The sequence below is a fragment of the Dictyobacter aurantiacus genome, from assembly GCF_003967515.1.
In the GTDB taxonomy this organism is placed as follows: domain Bacteria; phylum Chloroflexota; class Ktedonobacteria; order Ktedonobacterales; family Ktedonobacteraceae; genus Dictyobacter; species Dictyobacter aurantiacus.
The window spans coordinates 4,036,826-4,061,128 of the sequence record NZ_BIFQ01000001.1; the positions used below are offsets into that span (position 1 = coordinate 4,036,826).

The window sequence follows — 24,303 nt, forward strand, 5'->3', positions numbered from 1 at the left end:
CCATATACTTACGCGAACTCGCTTTCCAGATTTCGGTGCTGCCCCTGGCTGCCCCAGATTATGGTGTCAGAAGGCAACATTCGTTTCAATAACATGCTCGTAATCTCAAAACAGTAGGGACCAATTGCTTCATCTGTACTATAGCACATTATCTGAGCTAGAGATGTTGATCCAGACGTTCGATCAGGCACACGCAATCAGCGATCGGGGTCTGCCACTGGCAACACCTGAATAGACTTTTTTGACCCTACCCATTTGGATAACTCATCTATATATCAGGTTGTATTTTTGTTGTTTGCTATATTTCTTTTTTTTGTTTTAAGAAGATTTTGATTGACTCAATGCCTTTTAATCCGGTATGATACGATCAGATTGATAAATATGCATTATACTTGCAATGGTTCCCTGATATGGTTGTTTGCATTAAGGGGAATGATGATTTGTTGATATCAAGGTATTTATCTATTAAATATATCGCATAGCTTTTTGCTAGTTCACACTTTTTGTTTACTGCGATGTCAACTGTTTTGATGGTTTGCATGAGAATGCATATATCTTCTTCTAACGTTTAACCCCTGTTTTAAGGGAGAGGAGAAACTATACATGCACCCTGGAGTAACCGAAGGAATGGGAACGTCTGGGAAAAAAGGCGGGGGCGTGTGGATGCGCTACCGAACTGGTATGCTTGCCTTACTATGTATTGCGCTGGTTGTGACTGCCAGTGCCTTTACCTTCTTTATGATCTTCCCCGCCCATGCAAGCAATAGCGATACCATTGGCAATGCTGTTAATACACAGCAACTAAACAATACTGTTATGAGTGAGGTGAAAATTACTCATAACCGAAAAACTACGGCCCCTTTTCATATCTCTACTCAAAATGCGACTGTTACGCCGACCGCTACCGCTATCACTCTTCCATATAACAATATTGGTACAGTAATGGATCAAGGTACAACCAGCGCCACTGCGAACACAAATTTCGATGGCGCGCATAATGGGTACTCTCAAAATGCCTTGATCAAATCAGGATTGTTTTCAGGGACCTCCTGGTTTGGCAACAGCAACTATTACCAGGAAGTTATGGTGAATGGAACACCATTTGACTGGCCAAACGTTGCCTATGGTGCTCCTGATAATATTGCTAGCGCGGGACAGGTTATTGCCTTGCCTGCAACTGCGAATGCTCCCTCACTGGGCTTTCTTGGTGCTGCCACAGGTGGTATCGCCAGTGGGACTGCAACTATTACCTATACCGATGGCAGTACTCAAACGTTCACCCTGAGCTTTGATGATTGGACGTTGGGTGGCGGTAACGCGAAACTCTCCTCATTTGATCGGATTGCAACTGCCATGACCTATCGTGATCGTCAAGGAGGCGTTATCCAGTCAGTCAAGACATACATTTTCTATACGAGCGTCAATTTGCAGACCAGTAAAACTGTTCAGAGTATAACCTTACCGAACAAATCGTCTTTGCATATCTTTTCCATCGGATTTGGTCAATCCTCTTACTATAACCCATATTCGAATACAGGCATCAGTGATGATGCAAATACACATGCAGCCAACCTGGATGGGAGCGGCAATAGCTACTCGATGCAAGAGCTGAGCCATTATATTCTGCCGGGTGATACCATCAACTATCAGGGTACCCAACTCTATTGGCCAAACGTGCTGGGGGGATCGCCTGATAATATTACCGCAGATGGTCAGAAGGTAACTTTTGATGCTAGCTATGCGTCGGGCAAAACCAAAATCGGCTTTGTCGGTACAGCCTCTGGCGGGCCTGGCTGTGGCACAGTTAATGTACTTCTGGGAGATAACACTACTTATGGGTATGGTCTCTGTTGGAGCGATTGGACGCTGGGCGGCGGAAAGCAGTATCCTCTCAATACCGATACCTATTTCCTTGGTTTTCCAGATCGCAATACAGCGAGTGGCAGCAAACAGGTGGTAAAAACTTATCTCTTCTATAGTGAGATAATCCTTCCGAAGAATGAAACTGTTTCAGCGATAACTTTGCCCACCTCTACCCATGCACCAAATGCAACTACTCCTGGCGGTCAGTGGCATATCTTTGCCTTAGGCCTTGGTTCAGGTGACTATACAATGAACGTGGGCTCAACCGCCGATAGTAGCACGCATATCTTTGGCAACTTTGATGGGGCATACAATTCGTATTCAACCAATGCGATGCAGAAAGCAGGCGTGGTGCCTGTATCATTACCGACATCGCAAACAGGTGTGAATAACCTTCTCAATAAGTTGACCTTCAACGGTGTCACGTTCTATTGGGATCAGAACGCCTCAGTATTGCCGGATAATATGAGCCTGGTTCCCGATGGGTCCCAACAAAAGATCTCATTGAATAATCCGATACCTGATGAAGATAGTGGGACGATTCCGGTGAACCCTGTCTCTAATGCGACAAAGCTAGCTTTTCTGGGATCGTCCACTAATGGCTCGTCGTCTAATAGCTTTATCATTCTTTTTTCAGATGGAAGTAGCCAGGACGTTACTGTTAGCTTTTCCGATTGGTGTGCGAGCTCGCCATCTTTCAACAACCAGATAGCTCTTTCGATGCCATATCGTAATACTCCCACAGGTTCTCAGACGAGAACCAATCATCTCTATTATGCGGAAGTTACACTTCAAGCGCCACTCCATCCAGGAGCAGTACCGGTCAGCTTAGTTCGAACGGCTAATCCTGGCTCTGGTATTATGCATATATTCTCGATTGGCCTCAAATAGAAGGGTTGTAGATAAAAGTGGCCATCTGGCATTTCAGACTAGATGGCCACTTTTGAATTCATAGTTTCGGCCAGTGCATACATAGTTCATAGGTGGTTTTTGCCATCTTTTTTTATTTTATCTTGATCGATCTGTATGTTATACTTACATTAACAGTAAATGAAGCAGGAAGAGAAGATAGGCGGAGATGTGATGGTTGCTCACGATTCATTGTCTACCCGGGACGTTCCTTCTTCGAACGAGAAAGCAGGTACAAGGCATATACCGGGACCACTGCAGAGGCTTATTGGTCGTCAACGTGACATTGAGCGTTTTCTTGAATTGTTCGCGTTGAGAAGCAGTCGTCTGTTTACTATTGTGGGAACGGTAGGCGTTGGGAAGACGCAGTTCGCTTTACAGGTGGTCGCTGCTCTGCAGTCTTCTTTTCCCGATGGGGTTTGTACCGTTTTTCTGGATAGCCTCTACGATCATACCCTCGTTCTCTCGACAATACTGCGCACACTGGGTATTACCGAGGATCCTGCCAGCTCTGATTTCGAAACGCTCTGCTCTTTTCTTCATAAATCACGAATGCTGTTGTTGCTCGATACCTTTGAGCATTTGCGTCCGGCGGCCTCGTTCTTACCGCGCATTTTAGATACATGCCCTGGAATTACTATCCTGGTGACGAGTCGCGCAGGTTTAAAAGTACGTGGTGAACAGCAGTTTCCCCTCTTTCCGCTTGATCTGCCAGACCCCACAGACTCGTATGATCCTGAAGCGCTTGCGCATAACCCTGCTGTGGCTCTCTTCCTTGCCTGCACACGAACACACCTGCCACAGTTTCAGCTTACTGCCGAGAACGCGAGCTATATCGCGCAGATTTGTACCCATCTTGAAGGGATTCCACTGGCGATGGAGCTTGCCGCGACTACGGGTATGCAACTCTTCCCTCCCAGGATGCTGATCAAGTACCTGGAGCAACACCCATTACATATCCTGGTCAATGAAGAACAGGATGTGCCAGAGCGCCAGCGTACCTGGAGCAAAACAATTGACCGTAGCTATTCCCTCCTCCAGCCCCAGGAACAGCGCCTGTTCCGCCGACTGGCAATATTTTCTGGGGGAGCGACGTTAGAAGCCCTGGAAGATTTCTACGAGAGACTTGGTGAAAAAAGCCATACTATAGTGCCGGCACTGGCCGCACTGACGAATCATCGGCTCGTGATTGCCCCTTCCGAGGACTCAACCGATCCCGTGCATTTTAGAATGTTGCAGGTGATCCGTGCGTATGGCCGAGAGTGCCTCAATGTCGAGAGGGAAACGAACGGTACCGTACAGGCATATACTGCCTATTTTATTCATCTCGCCAGGGAGATAGAGCCACAGCTGATTGGCGCGGCACAGTTGCAGGGGCTGGATATACTTGAGCAGGAACAGAACAATTTCCGCGCGGTTTTCACCTGGCTGATAGAACGAAATGAAATTGAAAACGCGCTCGATCTCGCGGCAGCCTTGTGGAAATTCTGGTCGTATCGTGGCTATGTTATTGAGGGGTATCAGCAAGTTGTGCAGCTATTGAAGCTGTGCCGGGATGAAATGGTTTCGGCGCCCGTGAGAGCGAAAGCGTACTACGCGGCTGCCCTGTTAGCCTTTTTTCAACTACATATAGCGGCTATGAAAGAGCATCTACAGACATGCTTAAAGCTCTACTGTGAAGTGGATGATAAACATGGGTATGCTATGGCACTGAATGCTATGGGATTTTGTGAACTGCTACAAGGGCATTACGAAAATGTAAAGACATACTATGAGGAGAGCCTTCCTATCTTTCAGGAAATGGGGGATCGTTGGCATCTTGCTGAAGCCTATGCGCTTGTGGCCAGAGAGGCACAGGCGCAGGGGGACTATCCGCGAGCCCGGCAATTGCTGGAACGATCTCTTGCTCTCATCAAAGAGGTAGGAGATCGTCGAGCGATTATCCAGGCCCTGGACTTTTTGGGATCGATTGTCTGCTATCTGAAAGAATATGAAACCGCGCTGCAAATGTATAAAGAGAAATCCCTGACAGCTATTGAACTGGGCGAAAAGCCCTTAATTGCCACCAGCCTTGAAGAAGTTGGAGCGATTGCGCTCATTACTGGTCAACAAGCGTGGGCAGCTATCCTGATAGGCGCTGCTGAGGCATGGCGCGAAACGAGCTGGGGATTGATTTCAGACGCGGACCAACGGCGCGTTGAAGATGTGAAGATGCAACTTCGTGTTCAAATGAACGAGGAGACCCTGGCAAGAATATGGGCTCAAGGACGCGCGATGACTCCAACGCAAGCTCTGCTGGCCTCTTTCCCCGAAGCTCCCGCCAGACAGGAGACCGCTACCCCCGCCGCTCCCAATACCAGACTCAATCTATCTATGTATCCCGATCAGTTAACTCCGCGACAAGTGGAAATACTGCGCTTGCTGGCTGAAGGCCTTACTGATAAAGAGATTGCCGAGCGCCTGAGTATAAGCCCTCGTACTGTCAATGCCCATCTCAATAAGATCTATCCCAAAATTAATGTCTCCACCCGTAGTGCTGCGACCCGTTATGCTGTCGAAAGAAAACTAATTTAGGCGCAACACGAGATACTCCGTACGTTATTCTACCTACGCACCTTACCTGTCGCGCGCTGAGCAAATTACAGCTGTTTCACAGATGCGAAACGGCTGGCGCATGAATACAATCAGAAGAGAAAGAGGTGGCTCAAACAGAAGCACACCAGAGACACACCATTCGGCAGCTAAGAAGGAGTACCATTATGGTAACGGAGACAAATAAAGCGGTCGCTCGTACTTTCTACGAGGCCATTACGGCATATAACGAAGGAGATGAACAGGCCCTGGAAAGGGTACTGGCGCCTTCGTTCGTCAATCACCGCCCACTTGAAGGTCAGACGCCTGATATCGCAGGGCTCAAGATGCCGGCTTTTCATCGAGCCTTTTCTCAGATTCATGTCACCCTGCTGGATCAGATTGCGGAAGATGACAAAGTCGTTGATGTGACATCGTGGTCGCTTCTGCACACAGGGGAATTTATGGGGATACCCCCGTCTGGCAAACGCATTTCTTACACAGAGATCAATGTCCTGCGCATCGTCGATGGCATGATCGTTGAACGCTGGGGGCTCCCTGATGAAATAAACATCTTACGACAGCTAGGAATTGTATCACCGCAGTAGTAGGATGCGTTCCTACAAAAGATATAAAGGGAAACGAAGAGAGCATGCAGAGCTTGAACAGTAGCTTCTCATTTTTTAAGAGCTTATCACAGTTGATTATCGGTAATATTCGCTGACAATGTATGTTCAAAGATAGTGCGCTAGGTATTGATCCAGTAATGAAAGCACGGATACGATTTTGATATGCTCTGAAACGACGTCTGCTCGTTGAGGAATGGTATCCGTGCAGATGATGCGTTTGACCCCGAGCGACCAGAGCTTCTGCCAGTAACTGCCGGTGAATAGTCCATGGGTGATCAGCAAGGTAATCTCCTCTACGCCACGCTGCCGCAATTGCTCGCAGCAGGAGACAAGCGTTCCGCCGGTATCCAGGATATCATCTACGACAATGGCTTGTGGTCTGACTTCCCCAGCCAGTGCTTCATGAACCACCCCTTCGGCGGTTCTCGTCTTCTCAAGCACAATGATATTTTCCGACATGTGCGCGGCCCTGGCAACCTCCAGGCAGCGATCACGCGCTCCCTTATCCGGGGAGACGATCGTTGCCTGCTGCAATGCGTATTTTTCTATTTCCCTGGCAAAGATGGCCGCCGGAGACAGGGAGGTGACCGGCAGGGGGAATAAAGCGTGGATAGAAGATGTATTATGTACATCAATGGTGAGTACGCTATCGACACCGGCAGCTTGAAGGGATGCGCCAATCCACGCGGTCGCTAAACTTTTTCCTTCTTTCCATTTATCATCGCGTGCGTAAGCCAGGTAGGGCAACATAGCACGAATACTGTGGGCTCCTTCTTTTCTAAGGGTATGGCTGAGTAGCAAGAAGGAGAGTAATTGCTCATCTGGTGGAGCGATGGTGCCCAGAATCAGGCACTCCTCGCCTGCTACCTTGCTCTGGATGGTTGCATGTAACTCTTGATTGGCAAAGCGCTCAACGGAAAATTGTTCCCGTTCTATCCTGAGCGATGCACACAATTTATCTCCCATATCCCTATAGCAAGGAAAGGTGAACAGGCGCATATGCTTTCTCCCTATCGAACTTGTTTCTGTACCCCGCTCGTTGGCATCGATCTGGCGCACGCCAGCAGTTGGCGGACCTCCTCGTCGTGTGTCTGTGAGAAATTTTCATACCAAAGGCCAATCGCATAGAGCATATCAGGCTTCAGGAGACAGATAACCTTGTCTCCCTGGGCGGCAAGTTCGTCACACGTTGTCGCGGCGGCCACCGGAACGGCTATGATGAGATGTGCGGGATGCTGCCGCTTCAGCGCGGCGATGGCCGCTCGTATGGTCGCGCCCGTGGCAATCCCATCGTCTACCAGCACGACAGTGCGGCCCCGCACATCCAGGGCTGGCCGATCGCCACGGTAGAGGTGCTCGCGCCGCTCAATTTCCTGTTGCTCACGCGCGGCTACCGCGTCAATAACCTCATTTGGAATCCCTACCGCGGAGATGACATCGTCATTAAGAATGCGTATCCCTCCCTGCGCCAGCGCTCCCATCGCCAGTTCCTCCTGGCCCGGCAAGCCAAGCTTGCGCACAATCATGACATCCAGGGGCGCGTGAAGCTCACTGGCAACCTCAAAGGCTACAGGCACCCCTCCACGCGGCAATCCCAGAACTACCACATCTGGACGATTTCTATACCCCGCTAATTGCGTGGCAAGCTGTTTCCCTGCGTCTCTACGATCCCGAAAGCGCATAACCATAGATACTCCTCCTCATTTCTCACTTTTCCTGTGGATGAAATGGATCGTCTCACGATAAACAGATAGATGGCTGGCTTTCAATTCATCGATACTGTACTTTGAACGACTTACGGGAACATCACAGAGCGAGAAAAAATATCACAAAGAGATCACAATCAGATACAGCCCTGGAACTTCTATCTGCCCTGCAAAAGCTTGAGGAATGCTACGCCGGGCAGTGAATAGTCGGGTATCTCCTGAGACCGACTCGTGACAATGTGGCCTGTTTCTGTGATGGCATTGTAATATCGAGATCACATACTTTCACTGAATGTTGCCAGCCAGGATATGTTGTCATGCTTGAGCAAAACTTCTTCCAACAGAATGCTTTGACAGATGGAGAGACATATGTCATTGATGCCACTGAAACTGCTGCTCGTGGGCGATGTCATGCTCGGACGACTCGTCAATGATGCCCTTAAAGAGAAACCTCCCACCTATCCATGGGGCGATACGCTGCCACTTTTTCAGGCTGCGGATGCGCGCCTGTGCAACCTTGAATGTGCCATCTCTGATAGGGGGAGGCCCTGGTCCGCGACGCTGAAAGTATTTCACTTTCGCACAGATACAAAAAATGCCGCCGTACTGCATGCCGCGCACATCGATGCAGTCTCGCTGGCCAACAATCATATCCTTGATTTTGAGTATGAAGGGTTATTTGATACGATCAACTCTTTGAAGCAGGCCGGCATTCATGCCGTCGGCGCGGGCACCACATTACGCGAGGCATCAGAACCTGCCATATGGGAAGTACAGGGGAGAAAACTGGGCTTCATCGCCTGTACAGACAACGAGCCTGTGTGGGCCGCGTCTCTGGAACGTCCGGGGACCTGGTATGTCCCCACGCAGATCCAGGACGAGCGAGCACGCTACCTGTTCGAGGTCGTGCGACGTACAAAAACGAACGTCACATGCCTGATCGTTTCTCTGCACTGGGGACCCAACTGGGGAGATGTGCCACCTTCCGAACATCAACTTTTTGCTCATACGTTGATTGATGCCGGGGCTGATGTCGTCTTTGGACATTCAAGTCATGTCGTGCGGGGCATCGAGGTGTACAAGAAGCGGCCCATTATCTATGGTGCAGGCAATTTCATCGATGACTATGCCGTTGATGAAATTGAGCGCAACGATCAAAGCGCCATATTCCTGCTTGATCTGCATGAGACGACGATCGAGCGCCTGTGTCTGTATCCAACGATCATCGACTATTTTCAAGCGAGACGCGCGACAACTGATGAGTGCAGGGTCATTATTACCAGAATGCAGCGATTGTGTACACAACTGGAGACAGTAACGAATTGGAATGAGCAGGAAGCATACCTGGAAGTAGCGATCAGCTCCACGCCAGACGCAACAACTCCTTTTGCGCCTTAGATGCCCGTGTATTTTGCTTTTCTGGCCCTGTGGAGGTAGAATCGAGTTGCTGTGATTGTTGCTGGATGCGGTGGTGAAAGATTGTTAACGACATGCAATTGGAGCTCTGTAGAGATCGATGCGAAAATCATGGGAGTGTAGTGAGCAATGAAGTATCAGCGCGTGATGCTGACGAAACGTGGTGGCCTGGAGGCGCTACAGGTGCGCGAAGAAGAACTGCCCGAGCCGCGACCGGATGAGGCGCGCATCAAGATCCTGGCGGCTGGTGTGGCCTTCGCCGACGTGTTGATGCGCCATGGAAAATATCCAGGCCGGCCACGCTTTCCCTTTACGCCGGGATATGACCTGGTCGGGGTGGTGGAGAAGTGCGGGGCGCAGGCAAGAACATATGGGGTCGGTACCATGGTGGCCGCGCTGCCGCGCTTCGGTGCTTATAGTCAGTATATCTGCCTGCCCGAACAAGAACTGGTACCAGTGCCCGCTGGAATTGATCCTGCCGAGGGAGTCTGTCTCGTGCTGAACTACCTGACGGCGTATCAGATGCTGCATCGCCTCGCCCATGTCAAAGCAAGCCAGCGTGTGCTCGTCTATGGGGCCGCCGGAGGGGTTGGCACGGCTCTGCTACAGCTTGGCAAACTGGCGGGACTGGAGATGTATGGCACAGCCTCCCCACCCAAGCATGAAATCGTCACCAGGCTCGGCGCGATCCCCATCGACTACATCCACGAGGATGTTGTGGCCCGTGTCCGCTCGCTTACCGATGGTGGTGTCGATGCCGTCTTTGATCCAATAGGAGGAAGCCACCTGCAGCAGTCCTTTCGCGTATTGCGACCGGGTGGGACCCTGGTCGCCTACGGTTTCTCATCCACCCTGGGGGGGCTCCCTATGGCATTGACCTTGTTGATCATGGTGCTGCAACTGGCCTTCTGGTCGTTGTTCCCGAGAGGGAGGCGGGTCACCTTCTATAGCGTTGTTGGTTTCCAGGGATTTAAGGACAATCATCCAGATTGGTTCCGCGAGGACCTGCGTACCCTGTTCAATCTCCTGGCGGCTGGACAGCTTAAGCCGCTCATTGCCGCGCGCCTGCCTCTAAGCGGGGTCGCGCAAGCCCACGAACTTATTGAAAAAGCCCGCGTGCAGGGCAAAGTGGTGCTTATTCCCAGTCAACGATCTCCGGTCTGAGACCGGAGGCTTGTGGTTACAACTGAACTCCACCGCAACTCGGCATACCTTTGCAGGCGTGCCGCTTTGGCTTCTTTGTCCGCTGCATCAGGGATGGTTGACAAACATCCCGTCCTGATCCAGTCCTGCCGGATCAAGAGCGTTCTCAACGTGATATTGCGAGCACCAATCAGATCAGCATGCAGGGTGTACCCACATCTCTTGTTCTGGCAGACAAAGCGTAACCCTTTGCGCGGGCGGTTCTCATCGGCTGTATGCCCACACATCGGGCACGCCTTTGAAGTGTAATCGGCGTCCACCTTGATTGTCAGGGAACCCGCAAGCGCGGCTTTGTAGCTGATGAGATTGTGTACCTCGGCAAAAGACCATTGCGAGTAGACCCGATTGGCTTTCCGTGCCTGAGGTGAAACCGGCTCAGTGCCTTTGCCACTCTTCTTGCGTTTGCGTTTCTTGCGTTTTGTGCGCTCCCTGATATCCGTGAGGTTCTCCAGCCCGATGAGGGCGTGTGGATGCTGCATGATGATCTGTTGGGCGATGCAATGGTTGGCCTGCTGCTTTAACCGTCTCTCTCGTTGCTCAATGCGCCGTAAGCGGCGTTTCGCGCCACGAGTGCCTTTCTGCTGCAAGCGTTTGCGTAATCGTGCGTAATGGTTGGCTTGGTGTCTGGTGCGTTTGCCTGGGTGAAAGCTGGCTTTGCCTGTGGACGTTGAAGTGACGGCGAGATAGCGAATACCGACGTCCACGCCGACCACCCTGGCAAGCTGTGCAGGGGTGGGGTCAGGGAGACCAATGGTCAAGGACACGAGCAGATAGAGCTGCTTCTTCTGCCGGTCATACCACAGTTTCGCGTCTCCGATGGTGGCCCCTTCTCGAATGAGTGCCAGATGTTTGTCGTAGCCCTGGTAGGGAAGGCTGATCCGTCCGTTCAAGGTTCCGAGGCTGACCCGACTGTCACACTGAAAGGTGTAATCGCGCTCATAGGTGTACTGGACCGTGGGAGAACTGTAGTGCGGGGGCTGGTCCAGGCCCTTGAAGCGTTTTTTCGTGATCTTGGCAAGGCGATGCGCGCTATTCTTTTTGCATTTTGTCCACAGCCCTTTGTAGGTTGCTGCCACCTGCCGTTCGACGCTACAGGCCAGTTGCGAGGGAAGATGATAGCGAGTACGAAGCTCGGTATACATCCCTTTGTGCAATGTCGTCACACTGCTGGTTTTGCCGTGCTCAAAAGCGTACAGACTCACCGCATTGAGCGCATCACGATAGACCAATTGCGTTTGACGTAAGGCGGCAAACTGCTCTGGTGTCGTGGTGAGCTTGAGTTTGGCGGTGATGATCTGTTTCATGCTCTTCTCCAAGATCAGAGGGACGGGAGCGTTTGCCATTCCTCTGAATGTGATACTGATGTGCTCTCTAAAGCTATTCCTACCGTGCAGGTTGCTTCCGGTAATTCGACAACGCGTTTGTGACGATACTCACGTCCCTGCTGACTCTTTGCCAGAAGCGGGCCGCTCATATATCCTCAGAAGGATCCCAGGATGTTGATGGGGTTCTTGAACGTCATGCGGTCAACTCGGTAGCTGCCTTTGCCGTCTTCATCAAGAACAGACGCAACCACTTCAAGGGTGTTTATCTGGTGGGCAACATAGGGATATTCGTACTTGCTGTCATCGAAATACATGCTCCGTCCATTGGAAAAAGAGGTCCGAAACGTCTCGTTGTCCAGGTGCAGGGTGATGGTTCTCCACTGGATCTGTTCTGGTGCCATGTGCAAGCTCCGGTTTTCTAGGAAACGGGAAACAATCCAAGACGCCGATATTTCTTCTTCCTGACCCAATTTGATCTATGTGAACACACTATCATCTCTACTCATATCTCCCACCCTGCCTCCAGAGGAGGATCGAGACCAGAAGACACCGCCCCATACGTGTTTCTTCACTTCAGGAAACCGTTGAAACACTCGACGGGCGGTGATACCTGTGAGTGTATGAGCAATCGCAGAAGGCGCGACTGATGGAGGTGCTGAGAGAAAAAGATGCACATGGTCAGGCTGGATATGCCCTGCCCCAATGGACCAGCCTTGTTGAGCACAGATCCGACGGATTTCTTGTTCGAGAAACGTGGCAATCGTGCCAACAAGACTCTTTTTGCGGTATGTGGGGCACCAGACAAAGTGGTACGCCAACGTGTCGGTGACGTGTTTGGTGTGCTGCGCATCCATACACATCAGTATACCAGATGTTCTCGCTTTTCTGTCTTCCCTTGTGGGGCCGCCTTACCCCTAGATGAATCGTAGGGGGATCCGGCGGCCTGAATCATGAAGATTCCCGCTAGGCTGCTGTCCTTTCTGTTTTAAAGCCTGATTCAGCATTATTTGAGGACATACAATTCCTGTGGAAAATCAGGTAGAATATGCACATATCTAGTACTGTAAGAAGCGAGTGTATTTATTTTTATGGATGAAAAGCAGGAAATTAAGGATGGCGGGCGGCCCCGTATTCAGGTCGCTGATTGTGCCTTTGTGCAAGTCGCCGAGGGCCAGGATTATGTAGTGTATCAGACGTGCGAACCACGTGCGCTTGCCGATATCGCGATCGATCTTTTTCTCGAGCACGTCCTTGATAAAGGATGGTGGGGAGGTATCCGGCTGAATGGCCGTTTTGCTATGCAACTGAAGCTGGACCCGCGGACTCTTTTCCCTAACGCAGAGATTGCACTATCGGCCACCGAAGAATTCCTTGCCAGGGAACACAATGTGCGTGAAGCTTTCAATGAAATGAAAGAGCAAAAACAAAGCCGGCTCACCTTTTATCATGTCCCTCCCCGGCCTGCCGACGTAGATCCCGTGCGCTACTTTTCTCCTCCGGTGCTAGAGGTGAGCGGGATCATGTTTACCCTGTATCATCTTACGAACACCGAGGCCGCCTATCGATCCTGGGAACGCAGACAGATAGCCGGAACTATTACCGGCCTGAGATTGGCGCATGTCTATGGCAAAGGGTGGCAAGCCTTCTTACGTTTTTCGGATACACAGAGCGTGATGTTTGAGCCGGCGGTTGATCAGTTATTCCTCACGCCGGAGCATGCGCTGGAAACGTTATTTGCGTGTTGTGATGAGGAGGAGCGTATACGCGACCTCGTTCAACAGCTTGGATCTGTCGATCCACAGGCTACCGTGGTTATCACTCGTGATAGTGTGCCGGAGGTGACTGTTCGCTCCCCAATGCGGATCGGTAATACCGATTATATCTGGCAAAGGCAGATGAGCCAGGGACAGCTCTACCAGGCCAAACAGACCACACGGGTCAATTTCCATAAAGTTTATATCCAGTTGATAGAGACCTGGAGCAAGGGATGGCTTGCCGGGGTGCACTTCCGCGATGTCTCGGATATCTATTTTGAAAAGGATAAAGACGTTGGATTTGCGACCCCGGAGGAAGCCGTCGCCGCGGCCCGCAGCTTTATTGCGTTAAAAACAGAGGGCTGGCGCATGCTGTACCATGCTCATAATGAAAGGATCGCCCTGCAATGTAGGATTGGTCGGTATGATCAGATCATATCGATTAGCCAGGAAGGATAGAATCGGCCGTAGGCTGTGGGTGGAATATTTTATGGGATCTTAATGATGACCATGAAGTGGTTGAACGTGTGGTATATCGTGCATTACTTGATACACATGTTAGAATATATGTATGAGTATAGAATGTGTATAGTGATATTGGGTTGTATAAATGTTTTATAGTGGTTGTTATGGTATTTGCGAATGCATATTCTTAGAGGAAGAGGAATGTGTCGGGTATGAAAAAAACAACACAGGCAGTACCAAATATGTTATTGAGGAATGCACGTATAAGTCTTGGTTTAACTCAAGAAGAGGTAGCGGATAAGATTGGAGCTTCCCATCCGTTTCTTGTGAACCGGTGGGAGAGAGGCATTGCCTCTCCGAGCCCTCGCTATCTTCGACAACTGGTAAAGTTTTTTGAGAAAAAGCCAGAGGAACTGGGTTATTGTCTGAAGGATTCTAAAGCAAAAAAGCATATATAGCTGTGTCGAGGGCCCACTACACAACGACCGGTGGCGCGGGGTCTCCAGAACTGGCAGTTCTGGAGACCCCGCGCCACCGGTCGTTTTCAGAATCTGCTTCCATATATGCGATTTCTTCGTGTTACAAGTAACCTTATATCGTGTTATTTGTAGGAGTCGCATGGTAGCGCATCTTTTTAAGGATGAGCAAAGGTGCTAGCCCCACCATGTACGTTTGGATGGGGGTGAGCAGCACCTTTATCTGGTGTATGGAGATATGGATTTATGAATCAAAATGCGTTTAATCCGCAGACCGGCTATTATATGACACAGGGGCGGCGTGGTTGCCTCTCTACCTTTCTGATTGGCCTCCTGCTCTTTGTAGCGACGGCACTGGTATTGATCTTCACAGGAAATCCCAACCTGTATCCAACCGTGATCATCATTGGCAACTTCCTCATTCCCATCGTGTTTGTTGTCTTTTTATACGATCACCAGCACCTGAGCTCCTTGAGTCCAGAGACAATCGGGCGCAGCTTTGGTGTTGGAGGCATTCTCGGCGTGTTGGGAGCCTCCATTCTGGAGACAGTCCTGCTGCCCCGACCTGCTACCCCTGGCCAGGGTCTGACCTTTTCGTCCGCGCTGCTGGTGGGGTTGATCGAAGAGGGTTGTAAGATTATCGCCGTCATCATCCTGGCCCGGCGCATGCGGCCGCGCTCACAGATCGATGGACTGTTGCTGGGGGCGGCGGTTGGCATGGGCTTTGCCGCCTTTGAGAGCACCGGGTATGCCTTTACCGCTTTTCTGGCCAGCCAGGGACATCTTACCGCGTCGCTCTTCTCGACTGTCCTGCGTGGGCTACTGGCCCCCTTTGGTCATGGAACCTGGACGGCCATTCTGGGTGCTGTTTTATTCCGCCAGAGCCAGGGAGGGCGTTTCCGCATTACTTTCCCGGTCATTCTAACCTACCTGTTTGTCTCTGTTCTCCATGGTCTATGGGACGGCTTCCCGCTCTTTCTCTTTCCCTTCGTTGTCGATGTCTCCGGAATTAACGTGCCGCTGGCAACGATCATCATCGGTGTGATCGGTGTGGTGATTTTGACCCTGCTTTACCAGGGGGCGATCCGCCAGCGTATCCTGACCGGTCAACTACCACCTTTGAATAAGATGCCGTGAATATGTTTTACTTTACCGCCAGTCATTGTGGTGACGGGGGCTCTATGACCACAATGGTTGGCGGTGAACATAGTGGAATCGCACTGAGATATTCAAGGTAGCCTCAATGGCTCTGGCCAACCATTGTTGTTAGAGACATTTTTTTGTAGTGTGCATGTGACCAAAAGGAGACAGAGCGGTGGTGGAAGGGATTATGGCCGGGTAACAAAGTCGCTCTGGCTGGTATGCGGAAAAGGGCCGCCCGATTTTGTAAGCCATCCAACGGCGCTAAAGGCTAGTGGGAGGCGCAGCCGTGTCGGTACTAGCAGCTACTACGTTGCCAGGGCGGCTCATCTTGCCAGGCGAATAATCTGCAGCCGCTGCAGTGTTTGTAGCATTTGAGAGACCTCTCCTGGCTCCAGTCCCAGCGCCACAATCAGTGCCTCTACGGAACGTCGACCATCGATGAGAAAAATGAGCTGACGATACGTGCGCGGAAGCCCATTTTTCTCGATGATACCAACGGCCTTGACCACTGACATGGTTGCGCTGGGAATAGCCGTCAGGGAGAGCAATGGACCTGATGGTACCTCGCTCATTCGCTCGGGGAGGGGATGGATGCCACTGTTTCGCTCAGGGAGAGGATGGATGCCGCTGGTAAGGGGAGCCGACTGTGTTCTGATTGGTCCTGTATCGGGTCCAGGCAGCGATTGGCGCAGAGGAGTTGTCGATGTATGAAAGATAAAGAAGCATTGGCTCCAGGTGCTTAGTATTGCAAAGGCCTGTGGTCCCTGATATTGTCCAAGGCGTGCCGCAACGACCTGCCCATTCACAAAGGCAATGGAACCTGTTTCGGTGTATGGAGTGTTCCCTCGGCTAACCTGTAGCTCTCCTGTTCTACGCTCGGTTTGTAACACCCTGATGATGTTTGCCAGGCTATGTGTTATTCTTACTTGCTGCTGTGACACATGCTTCTCCACATTATCATATTTTTATTTGAAGGTTTATTCACTCGTGTATTGGTTTGTTGGCGCGCAATAGTCCACCCTTATAGGAGATGCCGCCTGTGATATTATCCGGCATTGCAGTATGATAATATCACAGGTTGTGCTTTTTTTCTTGCTACAAATGTTCTATTGACTGTAAGCAACTTATCGCCGCGTGCCAGTATTCTCTGGCTACGGATGAGTAATGTGTGAATTGGGGCTTCGCCTGATGGATTGGCCTGGTAATGGCTGGCTGTGAGGCTGAGACCCGTTCCAATTCTGCTCTTCCCCTGTCTGCGAGCCAGGGAAAGGAATCAGGGGAAAGCTTCCTGATACTGAGTTTACGTGATCCGGATATCCTATGCCAGGCAGTGATCCCGAGTTGGTAGCCGGATAGGCATCCTGCGGGAATATGTTGGGCCCTGTCTCATCAGATGATTGCGCGAAGATATCTTGATCTTCACGCAGTTTGAAGACCTCGGCGGACCCCAGCAGCTGCTCGGCCAGTTGCGCCACGCGCTCCATACGCGTCGATTCTTCACGGATGCTCTGGCCACTACGTAACGTTGTGGTATATACTTCCTGCATAATCTGCGCGACATTGCCCGATGCCACCAGCTGGTGCCTGGCTGAGTGGTTAATCGTGCTGATCTCACTGCTCTGCTGTTCGATCGCATTAAAGATAGCGGCGAACGCCGTGCCGGCATCCTGTGAAGATTGTATGCCAATCCCTGTCTCTGCTTCGGTTTCTCGGATAGAATAGGTAACGGCCTCAATATCCTGGATCACCTGTTTCACGATGCGTTCGATGTTCAATACCTGCATCTTCGCTGTCTCAGCGGAACGGCGAATATCATCGGCTACGGCTCTGAATGCCCTACCATTTTCACCCGCCATAGCCGCCTGTATAGATGCGTCCAGCGCCAGGCGGTTGGTCTGGTTGGCGATGCCAGCAATGATGCGCACAATGTTGTTGATCTCCTGTGAGTGTTCTTCGAGTGCCTGGACTTTTGAGGAGCTGAGATGAACGTGCGTGCTAATGCGTCCCATGCCCTCCACCGTTCGCTGGACCGCGTTACGACCTGATTGTGTCTTCTGGTATACCTGGTTGCCGACTCGGGCGAGCGCCTGTGCGCGCTGCACTACGTCGCGGCTGGCATTTGCCATCTCTTCTATGGTGCTGGTGGCGACAGTAATTTTCTGGATCTGGTTGTCTGTTTCATTCACCAGCTGTATGGTTTCATCGTAAGTCTGTAAGGTTGCGCGTTCTACTTCGTTGGCGAGTGTTTTAAAGTTGATAACCAGGGAGCCCAGTTCTGTAATCACACTGTTGAAGAAGGATGCCAGGAAGCCCATGCTATCGGGTCCTGCTTCCGCCTGTACACGCAGATCGCCTTCACTGACCGGACTGATCTCGCTGATCAGTTTCTCGACCTGCATCTGCAAGGTTTTGTGGCGTGATTCCGCCTCGGCAATAAGCCGCACAATGTTATCCAGCATGGCGTTCATAGAGGTTGCTACCATGTGTATCTCGTCGCGGCCGGGTATGTTCGCGCGTTCGCTCATATCTCCTCTGGCGATGCGATTGGTCAGCGCGGCCAGCCGCCTGAGGGGACGCGAGATCGTCGCGTTGATAATAAACGCGGTCAGCGCGATGACGAGGAGGATGAGCGCCACGGCAATGGCGGTCCCGATCTGCAGCGGCACGATCTCTGAATTGCTGAGATCAGTGACCGCCTGACCAACGTTTGTGGCCGTATCCAGCACCGTTTGCCAGCTTTTCTGCAGGTCCAAAAATTTGAGATTGGCCTGGTAGAGTGTCTTGTAGGCTGGCGCATATTGTGGCATCGGCTGGCGTAACTGGCCCAGCACCTGGTCTTGCAGTATCTGATAGGCATGCCATTGCGTCTGCCTCACATTATTGAGCGCGCTATTCTGATCAGCAATAAAGTGTTGGTTGGCGCTGCTATGTTGCAAAATGCTCCGGATCGTCCCCATGTTGGATGAGGCGCTAATATTATAATTTCTATCGTAAGAGGCGCTGGTCTGATCAAAATCGATTTCGCGGGCCGTAATGTCTTTTTCGATCAGGCCTCCCGAGGCGGCCAGCGATGGATCTCCCTGCAGGTCTGTTGTATTCTCATTGGCAAAGATCTGCGCGAAGCGCGCCTGCAGCAACGCGTTCATGCGTTGCAGATTGATCTGCTCGTTGGTGGCGATTTTTTGTGAGTCGAAGCTTGTCTTCACTGCCTGCGCGTGTGTCTGCTCCGTAGTTAAATAGAAATAGCCCAGGGAGACCATGGTGGCGCTTGAAATAACCACCAGGGTTACAAACAAGATGATGAGCCTGGGAAATATACGCATATTGCTAATGAATCTAAACATGCTCCTGTATATCCTCCGTTTTCTTCCCCACGATTAAAAATTCTTTTTCGGATATTCCGGGTTGGCCTGGGCGTTATTCACGGGATATACCAGCACCAGCTTTCCGTCTATCCACTGGAACATGTTAAGGGTACCAATTGTGTTGCCGCCGTCGGCGCTAAATCGAATTGGTCCCTGCACGCTATTGAACGTACCGCTGTGCAGCAACTGACTGAGTTTGGCATCATCCAGGCTATGCGTTTGCTCGACGGCCTGCTCAAGTACCTGCGCGGCCCCAAATGCTTTGGCCGTGGTTGAACTGATATCGCGGAAGCTTCCCCCATATTGCGCGATGTAGGCCTGGGTGAATATATCGCTCTGGTAGGTGGTCGCGCCAGGATACCATCCGGTATCGGGGACAAAGATGCCTTCAGCCGTGGCCGGGCCGCCGACGGCGTTGAGGTATTGCGCGCCTTCACCGGGACCCGAAGTTTCAACGATCGCTTTGGGATTATAATGGAGGGATTTAAAGGCCTTTGTGAATGAGACACTATCGCCCAGTCCACTGGTCCCCAGTACAACGACATCCGCCTGCGAACGAGCAACCGCCTGAGCAATTGGCATGATGTTCGAGTTGGCGGGATATGGAGGGGGCGCATAGACCGCGCGCACGTAATTGCCCAGGACCTGTTTGGCCTCGGCTACCTGCGGCATCGCGAATGGGCTGTTCACCGAGACATACGCAACCGTTTGCGGGCGAATGTCCTGCGGTAAAGACAAAATAAAGTACCCAAAGGTAAGTAAATATTCCTGAGATGGTGGGACCGAGACGAAATAATTGTGGAAGTGCTTTTTAAAGATACCCGCCGCATTGCCAGTCGGGGCGAAGAGCACGCGATGATTGGCGTTGGTCACTGTGGCGGCTGGCATCGTTAACAGGCTGGAATAGGGTCCTAATAACAGATCAACATGGTCCTTCTTGATAAGCGTGATATAGTCGCTTTTGACCTGGACCGGATCACTTTTGTCATCAATGCCGACCAGTTCGACCTGGCGACCGAGGAGACCACCACGCTGGTTAATCAGGTCGCGCCACAGTTGGAAGCCCTGTTGGAGGGCCTTACCATCGTTGGCGAAGGGGCCGGTAAGCGACGCGGAATAGCCAATCTTGATTGGAGGTTGTCCGTTGGTTGCTGTGCCTGGCCCTGTACATGCGTTCAAGCTTGCGAGGATGATCACGAGGAAGATAAAGCACTCCCACGCTTTCTTGCGTCCTCTGTAAGGATATGTAGCCACTCTATTCTCCTTAGAAACATGTGCAGTTACATAAAATAATGCCAAAAAAATAGGCTCTATGCCTTTTTTGTTGCGCGCGAAAATTCAAATTATGCGCCTATACCGTGAAAATACAGGTTAAAATATGCTTCTGTATATAGAATGTTCTAGATATATATTTTTATGCATCTATAGTGTGATTATTGATATAACATTAAAGCCTTGCAACATATGAGTCATCCCTAACTTTTGAAAAAGTTCCCAAAACCGGGGTGCAGGGTGTCCCCGCCCATTCTTTCTCCCTCTCGCGCCGCCGCAGGCGGCGCGAGAGGGAGAAAAAGAGGTTTTGCGGGGACACCCCGCCCCCCGTCAGGAGGGCTCGCCGCCCTCCTGCACCTCCCGCATTGGGAGCGCGAAATCCATTTTCGGATTTTTCAAAAATCCGGGATGACTCATAGTTAACCGATAATGGTTATCGCGTATGAGGTTTAATGGGACTGAATAGCCTGTTTGATGGCTGAGAGCCAGTATTCGTCGTCATAGAGAGCGTTGCTGCCCGGGATAACCAGTTGCTTGCTATCGACGGAGGTCGTGAAGCCACCGAACTGCTGGCGCAGATTGATCGTGTTGATCAAGCCGGGGATATTGAGCCCTTCCTCAATATTCTCGCCGCGCACGAAGTCCAGCATGGAATCCTGGTAGATGTCGGTAGCGACCTGGGGCGACACCTTGTCAACGCTGGCGATATCGGCGATGACCGTGTTCTGGTTGGCCGGATTGATCGCGAAGTTGTAGCCCTGGATCAAGGCTGCGGTGAAGCTCGTGACGGTCTGGGGGTTCGCCTGCGCGTACGCGCGGGTGACGACCAGCGAAGCACCCTGGTAGGGAGCCATGTAGTCCGAGAACTTCGCAACATCGCTGAGTGTTGAGACGTAGTGGGCCTGCTCAGAGAAGGGTGTGCCCAGGATGGTCGCGTAGACTGGATCGCCGGTGCTGGTATGGCCAGCCGAGATAGCCTGGAAGCGTTGCAGAGAGCCACCAACGATCTGCAGCGAGTAGTCGCCGTTCTGCAGGCTCAGGCCATTGGCCGCCAGGATCTTCTCCAGAGTGAAGACGTAACCGCTGTCAGGAGCGTCAACGGCGATTGACTTGCCCTTGAGATCAGCGATGCTGTGAATGCCATTGGCGGTGTTCACGATCAGATCAAGACCAGCGCCCTGATCGAAACCGGCTACAATCTGCACCGGGATCTGAGAGTTGACGTAGCGGTTGACCGCGTTGTCTGCGGTGGTCTCAACGATGTTGTATTGACCTGAGAGCAGACTGTTGAACTGCTGGGTAGAACTGGAGACTTGATTGTAGCAGACGTTTAAGCCCTGCTGGGTGAAAAAGCCCTGTTGCTGCGCCTCGATGAAGGAGACGTTATGCATAAAGGCCCCATACTGGATGCAGGTAGCATCGGCGCGGGTTGTTGTTGGTTTGGCTAACATAAATAAAGAGGCAGTGACAACAATAGCTGCGAGGATAACTGCGGCACCTGAAATAATTTTGATGCGCTTCACGCTTGCCTTCCATACCTTTCTGACAACACATATCTGGGAGTGGTTCTGTGTTGTTTCAACTTTAGACGAAGCCAGGTCGCTAAAATGAAGTATTACATATACATTAGGATTGCGGCTTTAATTCTAAATACTTTTAATCAAAAGATATATTGATAGGCCGCAATGGAATGATAGTATATTTGATGATGGAGATCAAGGTGACTCTGCATTGCATAGGTAAATATGACTACATAAATGGTTTTTGCGGAACAAAATTTATATTTTGATTAGTATTTATCGATTGGTGCAGACAGGATGATAACGAAAGAAGATGCATATATATTGATGTATTGTTTCCTTTATTAAGTAGTATTTTTGGTACTGCTGCCTGTGGAGTACGTGACGATTATCACTTCGTCACGTACTCTTTCTGGGGGTGAAAACGGTTCATGTCACGAACCGGGCATGCGCCTGTGGAGACCTGGCATGAGTTAGTTCAGTGTGTCTGTGTTTTCGTTCTCACCGCTGATGATCAGCTCTTCTTCCTCTACTGGGAGGGCGAGGGTGAACTGTGTCCCTTGATCATCGGTGGAATGGATCATGAGGGTTCCACCATGGGCGCGCGCGATCTGGCCCGCGAGGTACAGTTGTACGCCAAGTTGGAGCGAGGGCACATTGCCTACAAACGGTTGGAGGAGGTCGCTTGAGATATGAGGCATCGCCAAACTGTTTGTCCTGATGCTTAACAGGGCCCATGGACCGTCGGTGCGCTTCTCGGTGGCGATGTTGATGGTGACCTTCTCTGGTTGTACAGGTGAGCTGAGTATATAGAGCAACATCGTTTCAAACACCTGTTGTACCCGCTGGGGATCGGCGCGGAGGATGACTTGCCCGGGACCCTGGACAGTAAACAGGGTAGGCCTGTGAGCAAAGGTCGCCACTACGTCCTGTATCATCTGCACTATATTCATCGGTACCGGGGTGATCGAGAAGCGTCCCTGGGTGAGGCGAGCAATATCCAGGACATCGGAGATGCCGCGCGTCAACATCTGGAGGGTGTGGAGACCGCTCTCGGCGTCGCGCTGATCTTTCTCTCTTCCTTCGCGCCGGGCGCGCTCTGTGAGAAGATCAAGCCGCCCGCGTAATGGTTGCAGATAGTTCCGCAACTCATGGATCATCATGGTCAGCAGTTCTTTGGCGACCCCCTCCTGGTCGCGTTCGATGTTCTTTTGTCCCATCTGCTCGACCAGTTCGTTGCGTCCAACCATCAGGCCCACCCAGCGCGCGATCGCCTCCAGAAAGCGTAGATCGCCTGGTAAAAAGAAGTCCGGTTTCGTTGAGGCGACCAGCAGCACGCCCCGGTGATGTGTCTGTACCTTGAACACGGTGGCTATCTGTGATTTCACGCCCAGGCCGCCCTTGATGCCCAGCAATTCATTGGGATCCTGGTCCACATGGTTGTTGAAGAGAGCAATGCCGCTGAGGAAAACCTCGACGGTGCTGCCTCCATTCGCCAGTGGTAGACGATCCATGCCAATCGCTCGCTGCTGCCTTCCCAGTGGGGAATCGCTGCTGCTCAGGACCACCAGCGTCTCGATGGCGGGTTCGTGAAAGAAGAGCGCAACCAGGTCGGCCGCAAGTACTTCCTGTACCTGCTGTACTACCTGATCGAACACGAAGTGGCTGGCGCTGGTCGGTAATTCCAGCAGATGCTCAAGCATTGTCAGCAAACGGTCCTGCCGCTCGTTGAAGATCTCTTCTTGAAAAGGAGTGCTCATGGTCGTTATCCTTTCCTGCTCCTCTCATTGTATGGCATCTTGCCGTAGAAAAAGCACAGCCTCTGTCAGGATGCCAGATATTTTTCGACTGTTGCCAGGATCTCCGCCATGGTGCATGGTTTGGCGAGATAGCCATCCGCCCCAATCTCAGCGGCGATCTGCTGGATATTATTATTAGCCGAAATCAAAATAATGGGAAGGTGCCGCGTTGCTGGCTGACTTTTTAAATGTCTGCAGATGTCGCGCCCGTCCTTGCCAGACATCCAGATATCCAAAAGCAGGACCCTGGGCAGATCTTCTTGAAGCGTCTCAAGTGTTTCACCTTCGCGCAGGTTTCGAATAGTATAGCCAGCATCTTCAAAGATAGCTGAAATAGCTTCAACAATTGCTGGATCGTCATCCGCAATGAGCACGTCTCCGGTGCTATTCATGCATTCCAACCCCCCTTGCTTGATAAGCTATTGATGAAGATGCGCCCTTCTTATTATGAGCTCATCCGAAGGACACACATCCTGTTATGATCCTCTTTCAGAACGTTGTATAAAAGCATACATTCGTAGAGCTTTACACGTCTCCCAGTATACAGTTTGCCCTCCAGGCGCGCAAGCAGAACAAAACAGCGGGTAGCACTACCTTCCTTATAGAAGGACGACGAGGTTATTATCACCAGGGTATTTGCCAGATACGATCGAACTGTGACTGATCAGATATTTTTTGTTGCAACTCAACTGGCTGTTGAACAGCGAAGAATAGCCCTCCTGGTTGGCCTTATCGCTAGGTATGCAACATTATCATAGAATCTCCCGATAACCATGTGAGGTTACCAGATTCTTCTGCTGCTAATATTATGAATATATACAAAATGGTATCAATAACCAAACAAGTAAGTAAGCTGTATTAAATATAACTGAAGTGCGAAAAAATAT

Annotated in this window: 19 protein-coding genes; 8 read left to right on the forward strand and 11 right to left on the reverse strand. The window is 51.1% G+C overall.

The annotated features are described in order from the left end of the window. The first annotated feature begins 603 nt into the window (after positions 1–603). The 3 genes from KTT_RS16310 (at position 604) to KTT_RS16320 (ending at position 5,951) form a co-directional block, all read left to right on the forward strand. Positions 604–2,754: a beta-sandwich domain-containing protein gene (locus KTT_RS16310; RefSeq protein ID WP_126596993.1), complete on the forward strand. Its 2,151-nt coding sequence runs from the start codon at positions 604–606 to the stop codon at positions 2,752–2,754. Between the two features lie 192 nt (positions 2,755–2,946). Next, complete coding sequence (locus KTT_RS16315) at positions 2,947–5,346, forward strand: LuxR C-terminal-related transcriptional regulator (RefSeq protein WP_160145915.1); 2,400 nt, start codon at positions 2,947–2,949, stop codon at positions 5,344–5,346. A gap of 185 nt (positions 5,347–5,531) precedes the next feature. After that, a complete protein-coding gene (locus tag KTT_RS16320; protein ID WP_126596995.1) occupies positions 5,532–5,951 on the forward strand; it encodes an ester cyclase in 420 nt (139 codons plus the stop codon). A 126-nt stretch (positions 5,952–6,077) separates the two neighbouring features. Here the strand turns inward: KTT_RS16320 and KTT_RS16325 are convergent, their stop codons facing one another. After that, complete coding sequence (locus KTT_RS16325; protein WP_126596996.1) at positions 6,078–6,971, reverse strand: ribose-phosphate diphosphokinase; 894 nt, start codon at positions 6,969–6,971, stop codon at positions 6,078–6,080. Positions 6,972–6,982: 11 nt separating this feature from the next. After that, positions 6,983–7,660 (reverse strand): phosphoribosyltransferase, encoded by a 678-nt coding sequence (locus tag KTT_RS16330; protein ID WP_126596997.1) that lies wholly within the window; start codon positions 7,658–7,660, stop codon positions 6,983–6,985. A gap of 402 nt (positions 7,661–8,062) precedes the next feature. On the opposite strand from KTT_RS16330, the gene KTT_RS16335 reads away from it, so the two are divergent. Together KTT_RS16335 and KTT_RS16340 are read left to right on the forward strand one after the other, a co-directional pair. Then, positions 8,063–9,076 (forward strand): CapA family protein, encoded by a 1,014-nt coding sequence (locus KTT_RS16335; RefSeq protein ID WP_126599675.1) that lies wholly within the window; start codon positions 8,063–8,065, stop codon positions 9,074–9,076. A gap of 147 nt (positions 9,077–9,223) precedes the next feature. Beyond that, complete coding sequence (locus KTT_RS16340; protein ID WP_126596998.1) at positions 9,224–10,258, forward strand: medium chain dehydrogenase/reductase family protein; 1,035 nt, start codon at positions 9,224–9,226, stop codon at positions 10,256–10,258. Here KTT_RS16340 and KTT_RS16345 read toward each other — a convergent pair. The 3 genes from KTT_RS16345 to tnpA all read right to left on the reverse strand — a co-directional run bounded on the left by KTT_RS16345 (position 10,240) and on the right by tnpA (position 12,482). Continuing rightward, the gene (locus KTT_RS16345; RefSeq protein ID WP_126596999.1) at positions 10,240–11,601 is read right to left on the reverse strand and encodes an RNA-guided endonuclease InsQ/TnpB family protein; all 1,362 of its coding nucleotides are present in this window, start codon (positions 11,599–11,601) and stop codon (positions 10,240–10,242) included. The two genes, KTT_RS16340 and KTT_RS16345, sit on opposite strands and share 19 nt — an antisense overlap. 176 nt (positions 11,602–11,777) lie before the next feature. Beyond that, positions 11,778–12,023, reverse strand: a complete 246-nt coding sequence (locus tag KTT_RS16350; RefSeq protein WP_126597000.1) for a hypothetical protein — start codon at positions 12,021–12,023, stop codon at positions 11,778–11,780. Positions 12,024–12,098: 75 nt separating this feature from the next. Further along, complete coding sequence (gene tnpA, locus KTT_RS37690) at positions 12,099–12,482, reverse strand: IS200/IS605 family transposase (RefSeq protein ID WP_126597001.1); 384 nt, start codon at positions 12,480–12,482, stop codon at positions 12,099–12,101. Between the two features lie 228 nt (positions 12,483–12,710). Here tnpA and KTT_RS16360 point away from each other — a divergent pair, with 228 nt between their 5' ends. The 3 genes from KTT_RS16360 to KTT_RS16370 all read left to right on the forward strand — a co-directional run bounded on the left by KTT_RS16360 (position 12,711) and on the right by KTT_RS16370 (position 15,454). Next, on the forward strand, positions 12,711–13,835 hold the full coding sequence (locus KTT_RS16360; protein WP_126597002.1) for a hypothetical protein: 1,125 nt from the start codon (positions 12,711–12,713) through the stop codon (positions 13,833–13,835). Positions 13,836–14,053: 218 nt separating this feature from the next. After that, positions 14,054–14,299: a helix-turn-helix domain-containing protein gene (locus tag KTT_RS16365; protein WP_126597003.1), complete on the forward strand. Its 246-nt coding sequence runs from the start codon at positions 14,054–14,056 to the stop codon at positions 14,297–14,299. Positions 14,300–14,563: 264 nt separating this feature from the next. Continuing rightward, positions 14,564–15,454 (forward strand): PrsW family intramembrane metalloprotease, encoded by an 891-nt coding sequence (locus KTT_RS16370; RefSeq protein ID WP_126597004.1) that lies wholly within the window; start codon positions 14,564–14,566, stop codon positions 15,452–15,454. Positions 15,455–15,783: 329 nt separating this feature from the next. Here the strand turns inward: KTT_RS16370 and KTT_RS16375 are convergent, their stop codons facing one another. The 6 genes from KTT_RS16375 to KTT_RS16400 all read right to left on the reverse strand — a co-directional run bounded on the left by KTT_RS16375 (position 15,784) and on the right by KTT_RS16400 (position 23,808). Beyond that, positions 15,784–16,401: a DUF4388 domain-containing protein gene (locus KTT_RS16375; protein WP_160145918.1), complete on the reverse strand. Its 618-nt coding sequence runs from the start codon at positions 16,399–16,401 to the stop codon at positions 15,784–15,786. A gap of 210 nt (positions 16,402–16,611) precedes the next feature. Further along, the gene (locus KTT_RS16380; protein WP_126597006.1) at positions 16,612–18,804 is read right to left on the reverse strand and encodes a methyl-accepting chemotaxis protein; all 2,193 of its coding nucleotides are present in this window, start codon (positions 18,802–18,804) and stop codon (positions 16,612–16,614) included. 33 nt (positions 18,805–18,837) lie between these two features. Continuing rightward, positions 18,838–20,079, reverse strand: coding sequence for an amino acid ABC transporter substrate-binding protein (locus KTT_RS16385; protein ID WP_160145919.1), 1,242 nt, complete (start codon positions 20,077–20,079; stop codon positions 18,838–18,840). A 467-nt stretch (positions 20,080–20,546) separates the two neighbouring features. Continuing rightward, complete coding sequence (locus KTT_RS16390; RefSeq protein WP_126597008.1) at positions 20,547–21,620, reverse strand: ABC transporter substrate-binding protein; 1,074 nt, start codon at positions 21,618–21,620, stop codon at positions 20,547–20,549. Between the two features lie 470 nt (positions 21,621–22,090). Further along, a complete protein-coding gene (locus KTT_RS16395) occupies positions 22,091–23,377 on the reverse strand; it encodes a sensor histidine kinase (RefSeq protein ID WP_126597009.1) in 1,287 nt (428 codons plus the stop codon). Between the two features lie 65 nt (positions 23,378–23,442). Then, on the reverse strand, positions 23,443–23,808 hold the full coding sequence (locus KTT_RS16400; RefSeq protein ID WP_126597010.1) for a response regulator: 366 nt from the start codon (positions 23,806–23,808) through the stop codon (positions 23,443–23,445). Between the last annotated feature and the right edge of the window lie 495 nt (positions 23,809–24,303).

Bases quoted from the DNA above. Each gene is read 5' to 3' on its own strand.
- KTT_RS16310 (WP_126596993.1), top strand. From the start codon at position 604: ATGCACCCTGGAGTAACCGAAGGAATGGGAACGTCTGGGAAAAAAGGC.
- KTT_RS16315 (WP_160145915.1), top strand. From the start codon at position 2,947: ATGGTTGCTCACGATTCATTGTCTACCCGGGACGTTCCTTCTTCGAAC.
- KTT_RS16320 (WP_126596995.1), top strand. From the start codon at position 5,532: ATGGTAACGGAGACAAATAAAGCGGTCGCTCGTACTTTCTACGAGGCC.
- KTT_RS16325 (WP_126596996.1), bottom strand. From the start codon at position 6,971: ATGCGCCTGTTCACCTTTCCTTGCTATAGGGATATGGGAGATAAATTG.
- KTT_RS16330 (WP_126596997.1), bottom strand. From the start codon at position 7,660: ATGGTTATGCGCTTTCGGGATCGTAGAGACGCAGGGAAACAGCTTGCC.
- KTT_RS16340 (WP_126596998.1), top strand. From the start codon at position 9,224: ATGAAGTATCAGCGCGTGATGCTGACGAAACGTGGTGGCCTGGAGGCG.
- KTT_RS16345 (WP_126596999.1), bottom strand. From the start codon at position 11,601: ATGAAACAGATCATCACCGCCAAACTCAAGCTCACCACGACACCAGAG.
- KTT_RS16350 (WP_126597000.1), bottom strand. From the start codon at position 12,023: ATGGCACCAGAACAGATCCAGTGGAGAACCATCACCCTGCACCTGGAC.
- tnpA (WP_126597001.1), bottom strand. From the start codon at position 12,482: ATGTGTATGGATGCGCAGCACACCAAACACGTCACCGACACGTTGGCG.
- KTT_RS16360 (WP_126597002.1), top strand. From the start codon at position 12,711: ATGGATGAAAAGCAGGAAATTAAGGATGGCGGGCGGCCCCGTATTCAG.
- KTT_RS16365 (WP_126597003.1), top strand. From the start codon at position 14,054: ATGAAAAAAACAACACAGGCAGTACCAAATATGTTATTGAGGAATGCA.
- KTT_RS16370 (WP_126597004.1), top strand. From the start codon at position 14,564: ATGAATCAAAATGCGTTTAATCCGCAGACCGGCTATTATATGACACAG.
- KTT_RS16380 (WP_126597006.1), bottom strand. From the start codon at position 18,804: ATGTTTAGATTCATTAGCAATATGCGTATATTTCCCAGGCTCATCATC.
- KTT_RS16395 (WP_126597009.1), bottom strand. From the start codon at position 23,377: ATGAGCACTCCTTTTCAAGAAGAGATCTTCAACGAGCGGCAGGACCGT.
- KTT_RS16400 (WP_126597010.1), bottom strand. From the start codon at position 23,808: ATGAATAGCACCGGAGACGTGCTCATTGCGGATGACGATCCAGCAATT.